Below are 22,039 nucleotides of genomic sequence, written 5' to 3' on the forward strand. Positions count from 1 at the left end.
CGCGGGGCGCTGGACCTGCCGGGCGCGAGACCTGATCCGGCGGCACGACCTATGCCACGGAGCAGTCGCGAAAGTGCTGGCGTCGCGTACCGAATCCAAGGTGATGCAACGTGACCGGCCTTCGACGCGTCGTCCACGCCTGACATGCGGATGTGTGCGCCACCGGATCTCAGGGACAGTGATGTCTGTCGCTGTCCCTGATCAGCAGGACGCCGTTATCGGCCCTGCAGTACTCTCTCAGCGTTTGATCTTGAGGGTAGGCGCGAGCGCCGTCTACAGCGGCGACGGCCGGCGGTCGAGTGCGGCCAAGGCTGGTCAAAACCTGGAGGAGAACAGGAATGCGAAGAACCTGGCCAGTGGCGTTGGTGGCCCTAGCCACGGTTGTCATGGGCGGCGCGACGCCGGCGAGTGGCGACGCGGTCGATTCGGCAGCCGATTCGACGACGGCAACGGCAACGGCAGCGGTCTGCGGCAGCTCGTCGCTGAACGGCCCGACCACACCGCCCTCCGGCGCGGTCGTGGTCCCTGCGGGCGACAACAGCGGCGTGAACTTACGCCAGGCGAACACCACGTACTACTTCGAGACCGGCACACACACGCTGGGCACCGACCAGTACGCCCAGATCATGCCCGGCAACGGCGCGACGTTCATCGGCGCGCCCGGCGCGGTACTGGACGGGCAGCGGCTGAACCGGTACGCGTTCACTCAGCAGGCGACCGGCGTCACGATCCGGTACCTGACCATCACCGGATTCGTCGCGCCGCGCGATCAGGGTGTGGTCAACCACGACTCCGGCGACGGCTGGGTCGTGGAGCACAACACGATCCGCGACAACTCCGGCGCGGGGCTGATGGCCGGGGCCACGAACAAGATCCGTGGCAACTGCCTCAAGGACAACGGGCAGTACGGCCTGAACGCGTACAAGGCCGGCAACACCATCACCGGCCTGGTTGTGGCGGACAACGAGTTCACCGGCAACAACACCGAGGACTGGGAGCACCAGGAACCTGGGTGCGGATGTACCGGTGGCATGAAGTTCTGGGCGGTGAACGGTGCCGACGTGACCGGCAACTGGGTTCACGGCAACCACGGGCCGGGGGTCTGGGCGGACACCAACAACAACGACTTCCTCATCGAGGACAACCTCATCGAGGACAACGAGTCGCTCGCGATCTTCTACGAGATCAGCTACAACGTCGTGATCCGGAACAACACCATCCGCCGCAACGCCTGGGCCTCCGGTGCCGAGCGGGCAGCGAAGGGCGACCCGTTCCCCGAAGCGGCGATCTACCTGTCCGAGGCGGATGGTGAGCCCCGCGTGCCAGCGCGGACCAGCAAGATCGAGATCACCGGCAACCGGCTCGAGAACAACTGGGGCGGGATCACCGCGTGGGCGAACGCCGACCGGTTCTGCAACAGCCCGGCCTCGACGACCGGCGACTGCACGCTGATCGTCGGACCGACCAACACCTCACAGTGCTCGGCTCCCGCCATCGCCAGCGAGCCGCTCTACACCAACTGCCGCTGGTGGACGAAGAACGTCGACATCCACCACAACACGTTCGCCTTCGACCCCAGTGCCGTCAACGGCGGCTGCCCGACGCAGTACTGCGGGCACATGGCCCTGCTGTCCAACTGGGGTACGTACCCGGACTGGTCGCCGTACAAGGGCGCCGTGATCCAGCAGTCGATCGTCCACGACTCGCACAACTCCTGGCACGACAACACCTACACAGGACCGTGGCAGTTCAGGGTCACCGACATGGGCAATCGCATCGTGCCCGGGCTGTGGGTCGGCCCCCAGTACGGCCAGGACGCCGGCAGCACGTTCGACGGCGGCACGCCCGTCCCGCCGGCGATCGCCGAGCAGGACTTCGAGTCCGGCTCGACGACCTCGCCCTACGCCCCGTGGTACGGGGCCAGCCTGGCGCACCAGACCGGCGGCGCGCATGGTGGCACGGGCTCGCTCCAGATGACCAGCGCCCAGGCGTCCGGCAGCGCGGTGGCGCTTGACAACTTCCCCGGATACAGCGGTGTGGTCGCCGGTACGAGCTACCAGGTGTCGCTGTGGTACCGGGAGGCCGTGGCGACCATGCCTGCCGTCACGTGGAATGTGCGGTGGCGCGACGAGTCCGGCACGGTGCTGCGTACCGACGCCATCTCCCTGGCCCAGAAGACCGCCTGGACCGAAGCAGCCGGCACGTTCACCGCGCCCGCGGGCACGACCCGCGTCGACTGGACCTTTGTCTGGAACGCGAGCACCGCCGGACCCGCGTTCCAGATCGATGATGTGGCAATCCGTCCCGGGAAGCTTTAGCAAAAGACCCGGTGACGGCGCTCCGCCCGCCTTCCTGGGAAAGAGCGGCTGTAATACGGAACCCTGTGTTACAGCCGCTCTGATGGGAGAATCCAGGATGTGGGCATCGGCGCATCCAGGCCTCGGTCTTGGATACAAGCCGGGGGAGGGGACGGTCCGCCGGGTCCTGGCGGCGGCGGGGTTTGGGCCTGCGCCGCGCCGGGCCTCACCGACGTGGCGCCGGTTCCTCATTTCCCAAGCCAGGCCGCAGACGGCGCTTCGCCTCTCTGTTCGAGCCGTGATATCGACCGCCTCGGCCGGATTTCCGGAATCCTGGCGTGCGACTTTCTCCATGTCGACGAACCGCTCGGCTACGCGTTCGCCCGTGGCGAGCGCCGCGGAGTCTTCAGGACGCGCACGTCCCGCGCCGGCGAGCACCTCGTCGAATTCAATACGTACAGGCGCTCGAGGACATACGAAACCGAAGGCCAGCGCTACGCGGCGGGCGGGCGTCGTTCAGTAATTCGTTCAGCAGACCGGAAGGGGATCTGTCTCGCTGGAGATCCAGCTGTCCATCACGTATCCCCATCGGCCGGTGACATCGCCATTGGTCCACTCCCACCGGTTGGGGTGAGGGCCGTTGTTGTTGCGGTTGCCTTCGGCCCGGCAGGCGAAGACGCTGGGGTTGCTCCGGAGGTAATCGATGATGTTGGTGGTGCCGGCCTCGTAGATAGGCGCTGACGTTCTATTGCTGCACCACCATCTGTTCTCTCTGTTCCAGCACAGGTCGGCCAGAGTCGTTGAGGAATCGGTGGACGGACCGCTGGTCGCTGGAGTGGACACGCGCGTCGGGGCAGGGGGTGCGACCGGGGACCGGGGGTCAGCAGAGGCGGGGAAAGTGCTGAGCAACAGACCAGCCGCTGCCAGGGCTGACACGGCGATGATGCGACGTGGACGCATGGCGTTCTCCTTTGGAAAGAGTGGTCGTGAAACCGTCTGAGAGGTCACGAACCGCGTAGGCCCCTGTATCTTCCGTTCAGGCTGAGGTGTTCACGATCAGCGGGAATTTGCCGAACGCTCCGCCTCCTTGCTTTCTCGCCTTTCTGTCGTGAACTCTCAGCAGTAAAGTTAGGGCAGACCCCTTTCTTGCCCCTGTCGTATCCCTGTCGCGTCACTTTTATGAAGCAGTCCGATCGATGAATGCCGCCCAAAATTTCGGGCACCGTCACCCGCCAATCCGGCCGCGTTCTGCCGGTGGCTGTCCGATCTGTTCGGCGCATGTGGGTGCCCGAAAGTTGGGGGTTCGGCGTTCCGGTTGCCGGCGGGCATGATCGCTTATCACCGCGCTGCGGTTGCTCTATCTGATCTTCGTCCGGCTCGCGGGTCGGGCGGTGCGTGGCTGCCGTCTTCAGCGGGTCGTCGGTGGTTGTTCGTGCGGCCGGGCACGCTGCTGCGCCGGCACGCCGATCTGGTCTGGCGGCGCTGAATCTTCAAGCGCCGCAGCCAGGGTCGGCCTCTCACCCGCGCCTCCATCCGGGCCTTGGCGCTTCGTCTGGCCCGGGAGAGTCCGCTCAGGCCCGCGATCTCCTGCTCGGCCTCGGCGGACGAGCGGAGACCTTCCGCTTCCTCATCCGTGATCGGGACGCCAAGTTCACCGCCGTCTTCGATGAGGTGTTCGCCGCTGTGGGCATCATGGTGCTGAAGACTCCGCCGCGGACCCCGAGGGCGGTGACGGGCTCAGTCCAGCCAGCGGCCGACGCCACGCACGGTGACCTCAAGCAGCTCTGCCGGATTCGCCGGATCGGGATAGTAGATGATCATGGTCGTGCCGGCCGGAAGCAACATCTTGATGGCTTGGACGCACCCGGCCACGACCTGTCGCTGCTGGTCGAGTGCGGTGCCGTTGATCGGCACCGCGTCACAGACACCGCCACGGTTGTTCATGACCAGCCGGAGCGTGTTCTCGCGTAGCTTCACCTCCCGCGTGGCGACGCGATAGGCGAGCTGTGTCTCGAGGTGCCATGCCGGTGGCGCCATGGGCAGCCCGAACTCCTGCCTGTACAGCAGGCCGAGACGGTCTTCGAGGGCCGCCAGGTCGTCGTGCAGCCCGCTTTCGACCGTATAGTTCGCCCATTTCTGGAGATCATCGATCGGTGGCAGGCTCGCGATCGGCAGTCCGCTCGCATCGAGCACCCGCCCGGACTCGTCGACGATGTAGCCCTGGTTGTTCAGCAGCTTGATCGACTCGCTCACGTTCTTCAGCTGTTGCGCGGTATCCGCGTACGGGCACTGCCCGCCGTCCTGAACGCATCCGATCGGAAGGATGCGCAGGAGTGACGTCGCCAGGTCGGACTCGTGAATCGCCGAGAGAATGGTCCGGTCGGACAGGTGCTCGCGCAGGTACATCGTTCCCCATTCCGAGTTGTACTCGGCGAACCGAAGCTCCTCCGGGACGAGCGACTCCACGAAGGTGCCCTTCCACTCGCTCGCATACTTGTTCCAGTCGGGATCTTCGGACAGGTCCAGGGCGCCGGTGATGCAGTCCGAGAACTTCTTCCCCCCGGTCACGACGCCTCCCTTGGCGGCGTTCTTGCACTTGTTCGCCAACGACCATTGGGAGGCGCCGTTGAGCAGGTCCAGTCCGGTCAGGGCCATGTACTCCTCGGCGAGGCGATGGGTTTCGGTCTCCCGGTCGGAGATCCCCCTTGCCGCGAAGGTGAAGAGCGGGCTCAGGACGACGGACATGCAGGCGTCCAGGGCCTTGCCGACGAACTGGTTCCTGCAGTGCTGGATCCGTTCCTGGGCGTAGCCGTCCGGGTCGTGGAGTGGCCCCTTGGGATCGTTGAGAATCTTTTCGACGTAGGCGTTGCAGTCGTTGTATCCGGGCAGGCCGTCCTCGGGCCCCCACTTGCAGTGTCCGTACCACTCGGCCTTGAGTTCGTTCAGCCGGGCCTTGGCCTCTTCCCGATAGTCTTCGAAGACCTCGGCAGCGATGCGAGCCGCTTCTGACGCGCTCTGGCCGGCCAGGATCTGCGCCTTGTACGCGGTGTCGTAGGCGGCGAAGGCGCTTGCCGCGTCCTTTGCCGCCGAAGCAGCCGAGGCGCGTGCCCAGCGGGCCGAGAGGGACGCCTTCCCGGCCGACTGCTGGGCCTGCTTGGTCGCGGCGGCGGCGGTGCGAACGGCCTGCGCGGCTCGTTCGGCGGACGCGGCGGCGTCGCGGGCTTGGGCGACGGCCTCGGTCGCGTACGTCCGCGCCTGGTCGGCGGCCTTGCCGGCGTCGTCCGCGTAACCGATGGCCTCCTCCGCCGCACCGCGGGCCTCTGCCGCCGCGGCCTGCGCGGTGCGCGCGAACTCGACGGCGCGCTCCGCGATCTGCGAGGTCTCGATCATCAAGGAGGTGGCGATGTAGTTGTGCGTGGCCGTCGCGTAGTCGCGTTCGGCCGCACGGTGCCGATCCACCTCCAGGAACTCGACCTGCATCGCCGTCGTGCCGGCGAGCGCGATCTGGGCGCCGTTCCGCACCTCGGTGCCGTAGGAGTCATCCCCGGCGATCGCGCCGACCCTCGACCGGATGTCGATCGTGTACGTGGTGTTGTGCGTCACCTCCAGGAACTTCTCGAGCGCGTCCGGATCGTCCGAGCGCAGGGCGGTGTTCGCCGCTTTCTCGGTCTCGGTGTTGCCGGCGCTGCGGGCGTCGGCGAGGATCCGCCCGACCTGCTCCCGCTGTTCGGCGGCTCGCTCGGGGTAGTCCGGGTCGTTGAGGAACGCGATGACGCCGGGCCACCCGCCGTCGAGAGTGTGCTGGGCGGCGGCTCTCATGGCCGGGGTGCCGGTGACCATGAGACCGGTCAGCGTTGTGCGGTCGTCCTGCTCCTCGGCGGCTGCGAGCCCGCTCCTGACGAACTGGAGGACGAGGACGTCATCGTCCTCGCCGAGAGCGGACATGGCCGCCGAACTGCTCCACGTACCGGGCACGGTCGCGAAGTACCGGGCCACTTCCCGCGCCTTGCCGACCGCCAGTGCGGGATCGGTCCGCGTGTCGGCGGCCTCGGCGATCAGCGCATCGATCTGCGGAGTGTGATAGCGGCCCATCGGCACTCCGAAGCCGCGAGCGTCCTGCAACTTGGCCTTGGCGGCTTCCGCACTGATGTGCCGGGCGAAGGACAACTCGAGCTCGAGCTCGTTCTTGAGCCGTTCGGCGTCTGCCTCGCGCGCCGACTTGTAGACGGCTTGGGCCGTCTCGGCCGCCTGCAACGCGTCCTCCGCCGCACGGTAGGCATTGTTCGCGTGCTGCGTCGCCAGCTCGGCCGCGTTGACGGCGCTGCCCGCATGCTGGGCCGCGCTTGCCGCGGCGCTGGCCGCCGCCTCCGCATAGGACACCGCTCGCGTCGCGGCATCTCGCGCCTTGCCGGCCGCGTCCTGGGCGATGTCCGCTTGACGCACCGTTTCCGCGGTGGCGCGCTTCGCCCGTTCCGCGCTCGCTCCCGCCCGCGCGGCCGCGGCGAACGCGGCCCGCGCCTCGGCGCTGGCTGCCCCCGCATAACGGCCGGCGGCCTCGGCCGCGCGTCCGGCGGCCTCGGTGTTCGCCCGCGCCGAATCGGCGGCGGCGACCGCGGCGTATGCCTGCTGCGTCACGGCGGTGATCTGGTTGATGGGCGAGATCCAGGCGGAGATCTGCGGGCCGATCTGCTGCATGACGCGGTTGTGCATCTCCGCCGTGGCGGCGGCGGCCGCGTTCAGCTCCGCCGCCGACGCGGCCGCCCACGCCTCGTCGGACTTCGTATGCGCCCGCGCCGCCGCGGTCGCCGCGCGTCCGGCGGCTCCGGCGGCCGCGCGCGCGGCGTCCGCCGCCGCCCGCGCGGCTTGTACGGCGACGCTGGATGCCACCGCGGCGCGGTCGGCCGCCTCAGCCGCACGCTGGGCCTGACGCTTGGCCTCCGCCGACTCCTGTCCGGCCAGCGAGGCGAGGCGTTGCGCCTCCAGCGCGTCGTTCTTGGCCGCCAGGGACTCGGCCTTCGCGCGCTCCGCCTGCGCGACCGCGGAGATCGTCTCGAATGCCGCACGGCGAGTCGCCTCTGTGGCGCTCGCCCGGAGATCGCCCAAGGTCTGGTTCTCGTTGTCCCGGGCCTGGGCCACCCCCCAGTCGATCTGGACGAATCGTTCCTGCATCTCCAGGCTGCCGTCCTGGAGCGCCCGGTTCGCCGCGGCCTGCACCTCCGGGCCGCCGTCAGCCATCGCACGATTGACGACCGCCCGCAGGTCCAGCCGGTACGGCAGCCGCCATCCCGACTCGATGAACTGCCCCAAGGCCGTACGCGACCCGTTGCGCAGCACCGCGTTCGCGGCAGCCTTGACCTCCGGTCCGCCGGCCGCCTTCATCTCGTTCACGCTGGCGCGCAGGTCGATCTCCCGAGCGGTCTCCCAGCCGCCGTCGAGAAACGCCACCACGGCACCGGAGTTGTCCGAGACCAGGGCGGCGTTGGCAGCGGCGGACACCTCGGGGCCTCCGTGGGCCTTGATGCGGCCGACCTGCTCACGATCGTCCTGCGTCGCGAGCCGGGGAAGCTGGGCGAGGAAGGCGCAGATCTCCGCCTGCCCTCCGAGCAGCGCATCCTCCGCGGCCGGACGGACGTTCACACCGCCCGTGACCCAGGCATCCAGGACCACCTGGCGTTCGCATGCCGGCGCGCGAGGTGGGTCCGCCTCCGCCGCCGCGGCCCGTGCTTCGACGATCGGGCTGCTCACGAGAAGCAGCGAGAGCACGGCGCCGACGACACTCGTCATCTGCCATAAAGCCCTGCCGCGCCACGCGCGAATCGCCTTCATCGCAGTCTCTCCACCTGTTCGGTCGATGCTTCCACAGGAATGGGCTGGACGGCCGACCGGCTGTCACCTGCCGGTCGGCCGTTCCGTTCTCAGCTGACGACCCGCAGTTCCAGGAGGGTCTCTCGGCAGTTGTCCGGATAATCCGGGTGGTTCTCGTCGCAGGTGGTGTCCGTACGTCCGAACTGCTCGCTCTCGTCCCGCTCGACGCGCTTGGTGCGCTCCGCGCCGGACGTCACGTTCACAACGGTCGCGTCCACGTCATGGCCGGCTCCCGGTGAGCGGCTGTCCCCCTGGACCTCGTAGACGTTCGGGATCCGGAGCTTCACGTATCCCGCGGGTTCGATGACCTTGAAGCACACCGCCGTCACGCCGAGGTGCGGCTCGCCGACCTCGGTCTGGCCGTTCAACAGGCCCGGGAACACCTTGATCACGCCGACCCCGTTCTCCGGGGACGCGGTGCACGAGACCCAGATGATCCCGCCGTTGCCGGAGAGTAGCTGGAAGTTCTTCGCCTCGGCCTCGTCCGTACCCCAGTCGTCCTGACCGGACGTACCTGCGAACTCGTGATGGAAGTCCACGGGATAGGCGAAGTTCTCCACGATGGAGTCCGGGCGGATGACGGGCCACACGGTTTCCAGGATCGGCCGCCCGGGCGGATAGGCCCGGCTCACGACCCACGCGATCCCGTCCATCGGTCGGTAGAGGAGCAGATGGCTCTGCCCGCCCGACCCCTGGAAATCGAAGGCGATGATCCGGTCCCTCGTGCTCTTCAGGTCATAGCCACCGATGCCGGTCGAGCTGTGGAACACCGCTCTGAACGTGTTGCCCGCGCCGTGTTGGAGGACCCAGGCCGTCTGCGAGCCCGGACGGTAGAGCAGCAGATGATCCAGCTTCCCCGAATTCTCGTAATCGAAGGCGATGATCTGATCCGCCGTGCCCTTCAGGTCGTAACCACCGATCCCGCCGGCGGCCGAGGAGTAGACCGGCGCGTACGTGCCGTCCGCGCCTCGCTTGAGGATGGAGACCATCCCGGCCCCGGGCCGGTACAACACCAGATGATCCAGCTTCCCCGAGCCCTCGTAATCGAAGGCGGTGATCCGGTCCGCCGTGTTGAGCAGGTCATAGCCACCGATGCCGGTCGAGCTGTGGAACACCGCTCTGAACGTGTTGCCCGCGCCGTGCTCGAGGATCCAGGCCGTGTGCCCGCCCGGACGGTAGAGCAGCAGATGATCGAGCTTCCCCGAGCCCTCGTAATCGAAGGCGATGATCTGATCCGCCGCGCTCTTCAGGTCATAGCCACCGATCCCACTGTCGGCCGAGGAGTAGACCGGCGTGAACGTGGCGCCACTGCCGTGCTTGAGAATGTGCACCATCCCGGTCGCCGGCCGGTACAACACCAGATGATCGAGCTTCCCCGAGCCGTCGTAATCGAAGGCAGTGATCCGGTCCGCCGGGTTCTTCAGGTCATAGCCGCCGATCCCACCGTCGGCCGAGGAGTACACCGGTGCGTAGGTGCCGTCCGAGCCCCGCTTGAGGATGGAGACCATCCCAGCTCCCGGCCGGTACAGCAGCAGGTGATCCAGCTTCCCCGAATGTGCATAGTCGAACGCCACCACCTGGTCTCGGGCGTCCTTCAGGTCATAGCCGCCGAGCCCGGTCGAACTGGGGCCGTACGTCCGGAAGGTGGTGGTGGGCTCGGCCGCGACCAGGCTGATCCAGCTCGCCAGGTCGTCCACCCGCACCGCGTCGGCGCCGCGCGGCCCGTCGCCAGCCGCACCGAGGCAGCCCCCTTGCCCCGCGCCGATGCTGAGCCCGACGAGCTCCGGACGGCTCCCGCCCGTACGGAACACCGGGGCACCCGCGTCGCCCTGACAGGCGCTCGTGTCGCCGCCGCTCGCTCCGGTCCAGCCGAACGAGCCGGCGGCCACGGCCCCGGCGGTGACCGGCGCGGCATGCAGCCGGTTGGGCGCCCACTCCTCAGCGGTCCGGCCATAGCCGGCGACCTGTAGCGCGTCCCCCGCGGCAGGAACGGTGGAGCTGACCGCGACAGGTGTCACGTCGAGTACCCGCAACGACAACCGGACCAGCACGACATCCCGGTCATGGTGCGGGTGGATCCACTCCACGGGCAGCACCCGCCCGCCCGAGCCGAACAGGTCCGTCCTGCCGACCGTCACCGTCGTCGCCTCCGTCGGCGCCCCGCTCTTGACGGGCTGCCCCTCCGCGGCGAAACAACTGGTGGCCGTGATCACCCACTGCGGGCTGACCAGGGCTCCCGTGCATGCGTGCTTCTCACCGACGTTCACCTTCGCCACGAAACCCCACGTACCGTCGGCGACCGGGCTCCCGCCCCGCACCGCATACGCCGGCGTCGCCCCCGCCCAGAGCACGGTCGAGGAGATGGCCATCAAGAACGAGAGGGCTGTGATGTGTAATAACCGGATCATTCGCTGGAGGTTCACGGCACGATTGTGGGACTCGCGATCTAGGCGAACCAGGGCATCTACCGGACATAAGGCGGCCATTTGCCCAGCGGAGAGCTCCTTTGCACTCGTCATGTGTGGAGGCGCCGCGGCACCTCACGTTGCTGATCCGCCCTGACATGATCCTGCGCCGGCATCGTGATCTGCTGCGGTGCCGGCAGCATGGCCGCCGCCACCAAGCCTGCGACGGCTGCGGCGGGATCGCCTGATGTCGCGATCAGCACCAGGAGCGGGATCGGGCCCGGCCATCGGCCGTGGGAACGGGCTTGGCCTGCGGTGATCGTGTCTTCTCCCTCGACCGTCTGGGAAGTCGCTTCCGCGGTTCGTCCCCGCGAGCCGGGCGGCCGCTGTCACACCCGTAAAGTGCCGGACATTTACCGGCATGTGACATTCCTGTACCGGAAGGACGACGACGTGGGACCAGCGGAGCCCCGGCGGCGCTTCGAGGAGATCTACACCGAGCATTACGCGGCCGTCTCCAGTTACGTACGCCGCCGTGCCGAAGACCCCGACGACGCCGCCGACGTGCTGGCCGAGACGTTCACCACGGCGTGGCGGCGGCTGGCCGACGTGCCGTACGGCGAGGAGGCCCGGCTGTGGCTCTACGGCGTGGCCAGGCGCACCCTGGCCAACCACCGGCGCGGCCAGTCTCGCAGGGCGGCGCTGACCGTACGCCTGCGCGAAGAGTTCGCCGACTGGACCGGCACCGTCGTGAACACGGCCTCCGACGCGGCCCGGGAGGCGTTCGCCCGCCTGCCCGGCGACGACAGGGAGTTGCTGTCCCTGGTCGGCTGGGAGGGGCTCGACACGCCGCAGATCGCCAAAGTGCTCGGCTGCTCCTCCACGGCGGCCCGCCAGCGCCTGCACCGCGCCCGCAAGCGGCTGGCCGTCGAACTGGCCCGCGCCGACGCCGACCTGACCGCCTACGGCCCGCGCGCCGTGAACCTCGCCAAGGAGAACGCGTGAACACCGACGTCGACGACATCGTCAAGAGCCTCGCCCCCGACCCCGGACCCGGCCTGACGCCGGGGGCCCGGGAGATGCTGACCCAGATCATGGACGACGCCGCGCCGCTGCAGAAGCCGCTGAAGAAGAGGAGGAGGTGGGCGGTGGCGCTGCCGATCGCGGCGGCGGTCGCCGCCGGGGCGCTGCCCACGTTCCTCGCCGCCTCCCCCGCCGCCGCGCTCGACGTCAAGGAGGAGGGTGACCACTACGTCATCGAGGTCAAGGACCTCTACGCCAAGCCCGAGGTGTACGAGAGCAGGCTGCGTGGGCTGGGGCTCAAGATCTCGCTGAAGGTCGTGCCCGTGAGCCCGAGCCTCGTCGGGGAGATCTCCACCGACACGCTCGGCTGGAAGGCGGGCCCCTTCCCGTACGCGGACAAGATCAAGACGATCGACCGGCCGGAACAGTGCGGGCGCTACCGGCAGTGCCCGATCGGCGTCACCATCGCCAAGGACTTCACCGCCCAGGCGGACATCCTGCTCGGCCGTGCGGGCCGTCCGGGAGAGGAGTACCAGGCCGGCGCCGGTCTGAGCGACGACGGCGAGCCCCTGCACTGTCAGCCGTTCTACAACCGGCCGGTGGGCGAGGTGCGGGGACGGCTGAAGGAGATGGGGGTGAGCGTCAGGGAGTACGCCGTCAAGCGGCCCGGCGAGCGGGGGGAGGACGCGCGGGTCACCGCTTCGGTGCCCGACTCCATGTACGTGACGGGCGGCGGGCTGGCCTCGTACGACACGGCGGACCTGGTCGTGAGCGAGACGCCGATGGACGGCGAGCTGCTGAGGACGATCCTCCGGAAGGCGGGGTGCGGTTCATGATCCTGCGCATGGCGGTGGCCGCCGCGTTGCTGGCGGCGGCCCCGCTCCCGGCCTCCGCGACCGGAGGGAACGCGGCCCAGACGAACACAGCGCGGACGAGCGCAACTCGGGGGAACGCGGTGACGCTGCTCACCGGGGACCGGGTCATCGTGGCCGGGGGAGGATACCGGGTCGAGCCGGGCGCGGGCAGGGAGGTGGGGTTCATGCGGCAGGTGCACGGCGGCCATCTGTACGTGATCCCCTCCGACGCCCTGCCGCTGATCGCCCAGGGCAGGCTCGACCGGCGCCTTTTCGACGTCACCCAACTCCTGAGCTGGCACTACGGCGACGCCGACAGGAACGACCTCCCACTGATCGTCCAGGGAGGCGGGCTGCGGGGCGCGCGGGAGGAGCGCCGGGTCGCCGGTCTCGGTATGTCCGCGGTGCGCGTGCCCAAGTCGGCCGCGGCCCAGACGTGGAAGGACCTGATCGGCGATGCCCGTACGACCGCCGCCACGAAGATCTGGCTGGACGGGCAGCGCTCCTTCGCCCTCGACCAGAGCGTCAAGCAGATCGGCGCCCCACAGGCGTGGAAGCAGGGCATGACGGGCAAGGGAGTCACGCTCACCTTCTACCGTACGCCGGGGCTGGTGTGGGACAGCGGGCTGGAGATCGACACGCACGTGCTGGTGGATGACGGCGAGGTCGTCCGGCCCGGGCATACGAGCGAGACCTGGAACACCGCGGTGGCCGGGCCGTCGCTCAGCCGGGGCGGCGGCAGCCGTACCGGGGATGAGCTGGTGTTCGCCGGGGGCGGCCTGTTCGCCGACGGCGTCGCGGGCAGGGCCGGGACGGACGTCTCCGCGACGGGAACCGTCACGCTCGCGGGCGCGGGCAAGGTGCTCGCGACCTCCGAGATCACCGACTGCCTGATCGCCCTGCCGGAGCGGTGCGAGCTGCGTGCCGAACTGCCCGCCGGGGCCGCCTCGTACACGCTGAGCACGTCCATGAGCAGGCAGTCCGTGCTGTCCACGGAGGTGGAGGCGGCCTGGACGTTCCGTTCGTCGCACACGGCCGAGCGGCGGCCGCTGCCGCTGATGGCGGTGCGGTACACCCCGGAGGGGCTCGACGACGCCAACCGGGCCACGCCGGGCTCGCTGACCCGGCTGCCCATCTGGGTCGAACGCGGCCAAGGCGCCGGGCCGGTCAAGCGGCTGCGGCTGGAGATGTCGGCCGACGACGGGGCGACCTGGCACGCCGTTCCGGTGGCGGCGTCCGGATCGGGGTGGACGGCCCTGGTCCGTAACCCGGCAACGCCGGGGTTCGTGTCGCTGCGCGTGACGGCTCAGAACGGGTCCGGCGGCGGGCTGACGCAGACGATCGTCCGCGCGTACGCGGTCGGCCCAGCGGTGTGACCCGGCCGGGGTGGGAGGTCGCCTCACACCGGCTGTACGGGTACGACCAGTCGTCCGCGCGGCGGCTCGTCCTGGTGGGCCGCATGCCAAGTTCACCAGGACGGGCCGAGCGTACCGGCCGCATGCTGATCTACAACGAACGACACCTACGGTCGGTGCTGGCCGAGTATGCCCCTCACTACAACGGTCACCGGCCGCACCAGCCTCGGCGGCAACGTCCCCCGGACATCCAGCGCAGCCCTCCCAAGACGTGACCGAGCTCAGCGACCCGCGAGCCATCCGCCGAGAACCTGTCGTTGCAGGCGCGATCAGCGAATACCGCCGCGCCGCTTAACCGCAGCTCAGGTCACGTAACTCAATATTCGAGCGGTACACGCTGAAACTTCTTCAGGTTGGCGCGTAATGATGGGCGTCCTCGACACATAGGAGGCATGTCTGTATTTCGTGCTGACAAAGGAATCGCTCATGGGAACCGCCCGTGCCTGACGAACGGCTGGCCAGATTTGAGGCCGTCTACCGGGAGACGTATGGCCAGATCACAGCGTATGCCGTGCGCCGCTGCGACTCGCCGCAGGATGCCGCGGACGTGGTGGCGGAGACCTTCACGATCGCCTGGCGGCGGATGGACGATCTGCCGTCAGGGGAAGAGGCCACGTTATGGCTCTACGGCGTGGCACGCAACGTGCTGGCCAACCACCACCGTAGCGAGAGTCGCCGCAAGGCCCGCAGTGCCGAGCTCGATGTGAAGATGGCCGACCGGTACGCCGATTCTCCCGATAGCGGGCTCGAACGGGAAGCGATCAGCCAGATATTTCGCGCCCTGCCCGACGACGACCGGGAATTGCTGGCGCTGGTCGCCTGGGAGGGCCTCGACCACAAGGACATCGCCACGGCGCTGGGCCTGTCGCGCAACGTCGTACGCGTCAGGCTCCACCGCGCTCGCCGGCGCTTTTCCCGCGCGCTGACCGATGCCGGCATCCGTTCAACCCCGGAAAGCCGGCTTGCGCCGGCGGAGAGGTCGCTGTGAAGAACACCGACGAGATCGACGCCATGACGAGGGCGCTTGCCCGGCTCGCGCCCGGACAGCCGGGAGGCCACCCTTCCGACGCGGAGGCACAAGCGCTACTCACCTTGATCACAGCTGAGGACCCCGCCACAGCCGCTCCCCAAACGCGTCCTGCCAGTCTCCAGGGTGTCCGGCGCCTGCCGTGGCGGGCAGGTGCCGTCGGGCGTCGCGGCCGGCTCCTGCCGGTGCTGGGAATGGCGGTCGCCACCGCAGTGGCCGTCGCCGTGATCGTTACCAGCCTGGTTCCGCCCGCCGCCGCACCGGTCTCGGGCAGGGACGTCCTGCTCATGGCCGCGGCCAGCGCCGAGCACATCCCCCAGAGCACGGGGACCTATTGGCACATCACGCGTACGTGGCAGGGCTCGGACGCGCCCGAGATACAGGAGAACTGGACCACCCGCGATGGCCACCGCTGGTCCAGGAACGAGCCGTACGCCACGCCCGGCGCCGTCGTCGAGGACCCGGCCCCGTTCAGGCTCATGGGCGCCGAGATCGGTTTCGAGGAGCTCGAAGGGCTTCCGTCGGATCCGGAGAAGCTGAAGGAGCGCATCGCCGGGCTTCCCCGGAATGACAGCGCCATGACCCCTGCCGACCGGCAAGGCGAGCTCGTCTCCCCGCTGATCACCCTGATCACGGAGCTGCCGACGCCCGCGCAGGTCCGTTCGGCGGCGTTCGAGGCCCTCGCCGCGACGCCGGGGGTCAAGAATGAGGGGCCGGTCGAGGGCGGGCAGGAACTGGTGATCCCGCTCTCCGGGAGCCTGGAGATCAGGATGGTCGTCGATCCCGAGGCTGCCCGGGTGGCGCGTGCCAACATCTTGCTGACCGCCGAAGGGGGTTCGGCGATGAGCAACTCGTATATCTCGGTGACCACCGAGTGGACGGACGAGCTCCCGCGATGAAAACCCCGCTGCCGCTTGATCGGCCGGGCACGCCTCACGGAGGCGTGGGAACAGGTCGTTCTCCTCCTCCCGGGTGTGCGCCCGGATCTGGCCCATCAGGAGTTGCATGGTGGGCCAGAAGTCGGCCTGGCCCGGCTCCAGCGCCTCCAGCCGAGGTGGCCGGTCATGGCGGCGGGACCTCCGTCTGCGGTTCGGCGGGCAGTTGTGGTTGGCCGGTGTACGGGTGGTGCAGGTCGAAGGCCGGGCGCTCGGTACCGATGCGGGGCAGGAAGGTGAAGTTGTGCCGCGGTGGCGGGCAGGACGTGGCCCACTCCAGAGAGTTCCCGAAGCCCCATGGGTCGTCCACGCTCACTTTGGGGGCGTGGCGGTGCGTCCAGTAGATGTTGTAGAGGAACACCAGGGTCGAGGCCCCGAGCAGGAACGCGCCGGCCGAGGAGATCGCGTTGAGCGTGGTGAATCCGTCGGCCGGGCTGTAGTCGGCGTACCGGCGCGGGAAGCCGAGCACGCCGAGCCAGTGCTGGATGAGGAACGTGGTGTGGAAGCCGATGAACAACGGCCAGAAATGCAGCTTGCCCAACCTGTCGTTGAGCATCCGGCCCGTCATCTTCGGCCACCAGAAGTAGAAACCGGAGAACATCGCGAAGACCACGGTGCCGAAGACCGTGTAGTGGAAGTGGGCGACGACGAAGTAGGTGTCGCTGATGTGGAAGTCGAGCGGCGGCGAGGCCAGGATGACGCCCGTGAGGCCGCCGAACAGGAATGTCAGGAGGAAGCCGACGGAGAACAGCATCGGCGCCTCGAAGGACAGGTGGCCGCGCCACATGGTGCCGGTCCAGTTGAAGAACTTCACCCCGGTCGGGACCGCGATGAGGAACGTCATGATGGAGAAGAACGGCAGGAGCACCTGTCCGGTGACGAACATGTGGTGGGCCCACACGGTCATCGACAGTCCGGCGATGGCGATGGTGGCGCCGATCATGCCGAGGTAGCCGAAGAGCGGTTTACGGCTGAAGACCGGAATCACCTCGGTCACGATGCCGAAGAACGGCAGCGCGATGATGTACACCTCGGGGTGACCGAAGAACCAGAACAGGTGCTGCCACAGGATCGCGCCGCCGCTGGCCGCGTCGAAGACGTGGGTGCCCAGCTTGCGGTCCGACTCCAGCACCAGCAGCGCCGCCGCCAGCACCGGGAACGCTATCAACACCATCAGGCTGGTCAGCAGGGTGTTCCAGGTGAAGATCGGCATCCGGAACATGGTCATGCCCGGCGCTCGCATGCAGATGATGGTGGTGATGAAGTTGACGGAGGCGAGGATGGTGCCCAGCCCGCTGAGTGCCAGGCCCATCACCCACAGGTCGCCGCCGATGTTGGGGCCGGGGGTGAACTCCTGCGTGGACAGCGGGGTGTAGGCGGTCCAGCCGAACGGGGCGGCGCCGCCGGGCAGGAGGAAGCCGCTGATCACTATGAGTCCGCCGAACAGGAACAACCAGTAACCCACCATGTTCAACCGGGGGAAGGCGACGTCCGGGGCGCCGATCTGCAAGGGCATGACGAAGTTGGCGAACCCGCCGAAGAGCGGAGTCGCGAACAGCAGCAGCATGATCGTGCCGTGGATGCTGAAGAGCTGGTTGAACTGCTCTCGCGTGACGAACTGCAGTCCCGGACCGAGCAGTTCGGCGCGGATCACCATCGCCATGATCCCGGCCAGGAGGAAGAAGATGAAGCTGGTCGAGAGGTAGAGATACCCGACCACCTTGTGATCGGTGGTGGACAGCCACGAGGTGATCAACCGCCCGGCCCTGGTCCGGTGGCTGACCTGGACGGGGGTCGTGGGCTCCGGCTGCTGCTCGATCCTGGCCACGACACGTTCCCTCCCGACGGCTGCCGGGGGGACGGAACTTGGACTTCCCGCTCTGCCTTTGGCCTAATCGATGCGAAGTCCTAGAAGCCGGTCATGTCATGGTGCGCCGGCAAAGGGCCCCGTCAAGGAACTCGACCTCGGGCAGGTGCGGGGCGAGCCTTGAGCGGTCGCACCTGCTGGGCAACCTTTCTGGGTGCGAGGTGGCGCTTTGCCGGCTCGAGCGGCAGAGCGCCGCCGCGGGAGAACACCGGACCGACTACCCGGCTCTGCGCCTGCCGACAATTCCATCCGTCCAGGTCACGGCCTTGTAGGGCTTCTCTGGTGCGCGGACTTCAATTCCTGAAGAAGAGCCAGTGCGGCAGGATGACCGGTCGTGCTCCTTCGCCTGGCCTGTCCGGCCGTCACGAACGCTTTCGCCGCGCTGCGGTTGCTGCCGATGGGTGATCGCGGGACAAGGACATCGAGAGTCCCGCCCTGCGCACCAGATCACCGAGCTTCTCGACCGCTGCCTGCTGTGGAACGAACGCCACCTGCGGCACGCCCTGCGCGAGTACGAACAGTTCTACAACGGGCACCGAGCCCATCAAGCTCTCGCCCCAGCCGCCCCGCTGCGTCCCGTCCCGGATCCGATCACTGACCCCGAGCGAATCGCGAGCTTGACCATCCGCCGACGAGACCGGCTCGGCGGCGTCCTGCACGAATACTCACATGCCGTTTGAACTGCATGGATGGAATTTTCGGCAGGCGCGGTGCCGCCCACATCGTCGCAGCCGCCGCCGGCATCCTGTGGAGCGACTCCGGCGGTTGGTAGCCCACCAAGGCGCCGTCCCTTCACAGGGGCGTGGCCACTTTCGGCAACGGCCGGCGTTCGAGCTCGATCTGCGCCCGCCCGGACCGGGCCGGCCGCCAGGTGCTCTCCTAAAATGGGTACGTTGGGAAACGCCCGCTCAACGGAGTCACCCTCCGGCTTTGCGCGGGGCGAGCCGATCGATCTGGGGAGGTGCTGTCATGGCCGTGCACATCACCTATCGCCGAGTCTATGAGGAGACCTCACCGCAGGACGGCAAGCGGGTGCTCGTCGACCGGGTCTGGCCGCGGGGTATGCGTAAGCAGGACGCTCACCTGGACGAGTGGCTGCGTGACGTCGCCCCGTCCAGCGAACTGCGCCGGTGGTACGGCCACGAGCCGAGCCGCTTCGCCGAGTTCCGCCGCCGCTACCTTGCTGAGCTGCGTGACGCCGGACATCGGGAAGCGGCCCGACACCTGCGTGACCTCGCTGCCCATGACGATCTCACGCTGCTGACCGCCACCAAGGACGTGGACCACAGCCAGGCCGCGGTCCTCGCAGAGTGGCTGACCGGCCGCGGGCGATCCAAGGGATGACCGTGATGCCTTGTGCCGCCGCCGTCCGCGGCATCGGCCCATCGGTTGCTCCGGCATGCCAGCCGGATCGTCGCGGGATGAGGAATCATGGGCGGGCCGCATCTCGGGCCGTTCAGCTTCGATGAGAATCGCGGCCGCCACGTGGCCCGCGCCAAACGGTGGGTGGCCTGGGCCGAACCGGAACTGACCACCGCCCGAGCACGCAAGGCCGTACAGGAGATAATCAGCCCTACGAAGCCCTCTCTGCCTCGGGCGCAACCCGAGGTGGGAGGGTTCTTTACGTCTGCTGTTCGCGCGAGTGGCCAAATCTAGGGTCATTCCCATCGAAATCGGCCTGAGTTGCCCGCGAAAACACAGTTTCGTGCTCTGAGCTGGGTTTTGCTGCAGGATCAGGGCAGCGGCTGCGACCATCGCGGGGTGTTTTTGCCGCTGGTCTACCGGTTGGTGAGGTGCTTGTTCGGCTTGCCGGCGGTGCCGGTCTGCTCTGACCTGTCGAAGGATGTCGAGTTGCTGGTGCTCCGTCACGAGAATCAGGTACTCCGCCGTGAGCTCGGTGGCCGGCCGCGGTGGGAGCCCGCCGACCGGCTCTGGCCGGCGGCGTTGTCCCAGCTGATCAACCGCCCCCGGTGGGCGAAGGTGTTCCCCATGACCCCTGCGACGATCCTGCGTTGGCATCGCAGCCTCGTGGCGCGTAAATGGACCTTCACCGACAGACGGCGTCCGGGACGCCCTTGTACCCGGCGATCGGTCAAGGCGCTGATCGTTCGAATGGTGCGGGAGAACCCGACGCGGGGGCACCGGAGAGTCCAAGGCGAGTTGGCCGGCCTGGGTTACTCGATTGCTGCCTCCACGGTGTGGGAGATCCTGCATGCCGCCGGTATCGGCCCGGCGCCCCGCCGGGCCGGGCCGACCTGGCGGCAGTCCTGGCCGCACAGGCCCATGCGATCATCGCGTGCGACTTCCTGGTGGTCGAGACCATGCTGCTCAAACGGCTGTACGTGCTCGTCTTCATCGAGCACGGCACCCGGAGACCGCACTTGGCCGGAGTAACCCCGTACCCGACCGGAGCGTGGACGGCGCGGCAGGCCCGCAACCTGGCGATGGACCTGGGTGACCTCATCGCGGGTCATCGGCACTCTGCGCCGTGAACTCCTGGACCGGACCTTGATCCTCAGCGAATGCCATCTGGCCCGTGTGCTTGACGAATACCTGATGCACCACAACGGGCACCGGCCGCACCAGTCCCGCCACCAACGGCCCCCCAGAAACGAGAAGGTGGTCGTCATCGTCAGCTAGGCCAAGCGCAGTAGCACGATCGACCATCATGCCGTGCGTGCGTGCGACGGGAGCACAAGAGAGCGCATCACCTCCATGCCTGCGCGGATGGATATTCGCACCCGGAGCGCTATCGGTCTCGCGCCCCGAGGCTGGCCTGATCGGCGGCGGTACGGCCCGCCGCCCAGCCCTCCCGGTCCCAGGACGTGCGGACCGCATGCGAGACCAGGTTCGGGAACATGCGCTCGACCGCCTGCTCCACCTCCTGCTCGCGGGCCGCCAGCATCGGCACCAGGTCGGTGCCCCGGCTGGCGCTCTCCTGCGAGACCGCGGCCGCCGTGGCCTCGGCGAGCCGCTCCCCGATCCTGGAAGCGAACGCCGACAGGAACGACTGGCGGAATGTCTTACTCTTCGATCGGCCGGTGCCGTGCTTTCTGGTGCCCGAGTTCACCAGCGCGGTCTGCGCCTGCACCAGCAGCGAGGTGAACAGCATCTCCACCCAGGACAGGTCCGCCCAGAACCCCAGCACGGTGGCGAACCCCAGATCCTTCGACCAGATCACCCGGCACCTGTTGGCCTCGGCGATGAGAACGAGCAGCACGGCCTTGGGCTGCTCGTACGGCGCGTCGATGCCGACCCGGATGCCCGCCGGGGCCTCACCTCCGCCTGGTTGCGCGTCCAGCATCGCCGCGTCGATGCTGTACTTCGCCATCAAGCTCTGCGCCGCCGACATGAACGTCTCCGCCTCCGCCTCGTACGTCGTCGACTCCGCCTTGGCCAGCAGCGCCCGCACCCGCGCGAGCGTCTTCTCGCTGACCACGTGCGAGCGTGCCTGGACCGTACGGCGAGCGGCCCCGGGCGGCGGGCTCAACGACTCCAGCCGGGGCAGCCCGGTCAGCAACCCCAGCAGTTCCAGCACACCGGAGACGGTCACCAGACGGCCGGCCCCGTCGCGCGCCTGCCGCGCCGCCAGGTAGCCGCCCTTCCACCACACCGCGGCCTCCAAGCCGGCGAGTTGGTCGCGCCAGCGCTCATCCACCGTGGCCGGCTCATAGGCCCGCATCTCCCAGGCGATGAGGTCGGCCGCCGCCCGCCCGTGCCAGTCGGTCAGCCGCCTGGCCGCGATCCTGACCACATCGGCGGGCTGCCATCCGTTCCGCCACAACCCCGAGATCGCACGGGTCACGACCTCCACCAGCACGCGATCGGCGTCGTCCCGGTCGGCCAGGAAGGCGGCGGCGGAGTCGAAGGACGCCTGATCCTCGCGGGCAAGCGCCTCCATCGCCGCGCCGATCAGCTCATTGGCCTTACTCACACATGCCGTCCACCTTAATGAAAGTCCGCCAGAACTCTACCGTGACGGAGCCCGCTCCCTTGCTCACCGGCGCGGAGGAAGGCGGCGAGGTCCTGACCGACCCTGTGGGGCCCAAGAACTCGAATCACTCTCAGCGCAGAACCTTGCCTGGTGAGACGGTCCGCCCGTCTGCGCTTGCCGAAAACCCCATCCGTGCAGTTCAAGCCGCATGTGAGTACTCGTGGAGGACGCCGCCGAGCCGGACTCGTCGGCGTATGTCCAGGTCGATGATTCGCTCAGGGTCCGTAATCTGATCCGTGATGGTACGCAGTGGGGCCGCTTGGTCCAGGGCCATCACCAGATTCTTTATCGTCTGGATGACCCAGTTCGCGCTCGGGTGAGCGGTGGTGCCGAGCACGTCACCTACTCGGGCCGCTT

The 22,039-nt window shown here is 68.3% G+C and carries 16 protein-coding genes; 9 read left to right on the forward strand and 7 right to left on the reverse strand.

Features of this window, described 5'->3' with window-relative positions; genetic code table 11:
* Window positions 1-169 precede the first annotated feature (169 nt).
* Complete coding sequence (locus AB0L65_RS31720) at window positions 170-568, reverse strand: hypothetical protein (RefSeq protein ID WP_364252566.1); 399 nt, start codon at window positions 566-568, stop codon at window positions 170-172.
* Between AB0L65_RS31720 and AB0L65_RS31725 the strand changes: the two genes are divergently transcribed.
* On the forward strand, window positions 546-2,318 hold the full coding sequence (locus AB0L65_RS31725; protein WP_364252569.1) for a right-handed parallel beta-helix repeat-containing protein: 1,773 nt from the start codon (window positions 546-548) through the stop codon (window positions 2,316-2,318). The genes AB0L65_RS31720 and AB0L65_RS31725 overlap by 23 nt on opposite strands.
* A 1,716-nt stretch (window positions 2,319-4,034) precedes the next feature.
* Here the strand turns inward: AB0L65_RS31725 and AB0L65_RS31730 are convergent.
* The 3 genes from AB0L65_RS31730 to AB0L65_RS31740 form a co-directional block, all read right to left on the reverse strand.
* Window positions 4,035-8,123, reverse strand: a complete 4,089-nt coding sequence (locus AB0L65_RS31730; RefSeq protein WP_364252572.1) for a DddA-like double-stranded DNA deaminase toxin — start codon at window positions 8,121-8,123, stop codon at window positions 4,035-4,037.
* A gap of 89 nt (window positions 8,124-8,212) precedes the next feature.
* Complete coding sequence (locus tag AB0L65_RS31735) at window positions 8,213-10,585, reverse strand: trypsin-like serine protease (protein ID WP_364252575.1); 2,373 nt, start codon at window positions 10,583-10,585, stop codon at window positions 8,213-8,215.
* 92 nt (window positions 10,586-10,677) lie between these two features.
* Window positions 10,678-10,830, reverse strand: coding sequence for a hypothetical protein (locus tag AB0L65_RS31740; protein ID WP_364252578.1), 153 nt, complete (start codon window positions 10,828-10,830; stop codon window positions 10,678-10,680).
* 190 nt (window positions 10,831-11,020) lie between these two features.
* On the opposite strand from AB0L65_RS31740, the gene AB0L65_RS31745 reads away from it, so the two are divergent.
* The 5 genes from AB0L65_RS31745 (at window position 11,021) to AB0L65_RS31765 (ending at window position 15,785) form a co-directional block, all read left to right on the forward strand.
* Window positions 11,021-11,572, forward strand: a complete 552-nt coding sequence (locus AB0L65_RS31745; RefSeq protein ID WP_364252581.1) for an RNA polymerase sigma factor — start codon at window positions 11,021-11,023, stop codon at window positions 11,570-11,572.
* A complete protein-coding gene (locus tag AB0L65_RS31750) occupies window positions 11,569-12,426 on the forward strand; it encodes a hypothetical protein (protein ID WP_364252584.1) in 858 nt (285 codons plus the stop codon). Before AB0L65_RS31745 ends, AB0L65_RS31750 begins: the two co-directional genes overlap by 4 nt.
* Window positions 12,423-13,820: a hypothetical protein gene (locus tag AB0L65_RS31755; protein WP_364252587.1), complete on the forward strand. Its 1,398-nt coding sequence runs from the start codon at window positions 12,423-12,425 to the stop codon at window positions 13,818-13,820. The genes AB0L65_RS31750 and AB0L65_RS31755 overlap by 4 nt, the downstream gene beginning before the upstream one ends.
* Window positions 13,821-14,298: 478 nt before the next feature.
* Complete coding sequence (locus AB0L65_RS31760) at window positions 14,299-14,847, forward strand: RNA polymerase sigma factor (RefSeq protein WP_364252590.1); 549 nt, start codon at window positions 14,299-14,301, stop codon at window positions 14,845-14,847.
* Between the two features lie 233 nt (window positions 14,848-15,080).
* Complete coding sequence (locus AB0L65_RS31765) at window positions 15,081-15,785, forward strand: hypothetical protein (RefSeq protein ID WP_364252593.1); 705 nt, start codon at window positions 15,081-15,083, stop codon at window positions 15,783-15,785.
* 163 nt (window positions 15,786-15,948) lie between these two features.
* Here the strand turns inward: AB0L65_RS31765 and ctaD are convergent, their stop codons facing one another.
* The gene (gene ctaD, locus AB0L65_RS31770) at window positions 15,949-17,640 is read right to left on the reverse strand and encodes a cytochrome c oxidase subunit I (RefSeq protein ID WP_364252802.1); all 1,692 of its coding nucleotides are present in this window, start codon (window positions 17,638-17,640) and stop codon (window positions 15,949-15,951) included.
* Window positions 17,641-18,050: 410 nt separating this feature from the next.
* Window positions 18,051-18,347 carry a hypothetical protein gene (locus AB0L65_RS31775; RefSeq protein WP_364252596.1) on the reverse strand — a complete coding sequence of 99 codons (297 nt, stop codon included), beginning with the start codon at window positions 18,345-18,347 and terminating at the stop codon, window positions 18,051-18,053.
* 310 nt (window positions 18,348-18,657) lie between these two features.
* Between AB0L65_RS31775 and AB0L65_RS31780 the strand changes: the two genes are divergently transcribed.
* The 3 genes from AB0L65_RS31780 (at window position 18,658) to AB0L65_RS31790 (ending at window position 20,328) form a co-directional block, all read left to right on the forward strand.
* Window positions 18,658-19,032 (forward strand): DUF488 family protein, encoded by a 375-nt coding sequence (locus tag AB0L65_RS31780; protein WP_364252599.1) that lies wholly within the window; start codon window positions 18,658-18,660, stop codon window positions 19,030-19,032.
* Window positions 19,033-19,886: 854 nt separating this feature from the next.
* Complete coding sequence (locus AB0L65_RS31785) at window positions 19,887-20,180, forward strand: hypothetical protein (protein WP_364252602.1); 294 nt, start codon at window positions 19,887-19,889, stop codon at window positions 20,178-20,180.
* On the forward strand, window positions 20,143-20,328 hold the full coding sequence (locus AB0L65_RS31790) for an integrase core domain-containing protein (RefSeq protein ID WP_364252605.1): 186 nt from the start codon (window positions 20,143-20,145) through the stop codon (window positions 20,326-20,328). Before AB0L65_RS31785 ends, AB0L65_RS31790 begins: the two co-directional genes overlap by 38 nt.
* A 109-nt stretch (window positions 20,329-20,437) precedes the next feature.
* On the opposite strand, the gene AB0L65_RS31795 is transcribed toward AB0L65_RS31790, so the two are convergent.
* Window positions 20,438-21,622: a DUF2786 domain-containing protein gene (locus tag AB0L65_RS31795; protein ID WP_364252608.1), complete on the reverse strand. Its 1,185-nt coding sequence runs from the start codon at window positions 21,620-21,622 to the stop codon at window positions 20,438-20,440.
* Between the last annotated feature and the right edge of the window lie 417 nt (window positions 21,623-22,039).

Origin of the sequence: Nonomuraea sp. NPDC052116, assembly GCF_040680035.1 — a bacterium.
Lineage (GTDB): Bacteria > Actinomycetota > Actinomycetes > Streptosporangiales > Streptosporangiaceae > Nonomuraea > Nonomuraea angiospora_A.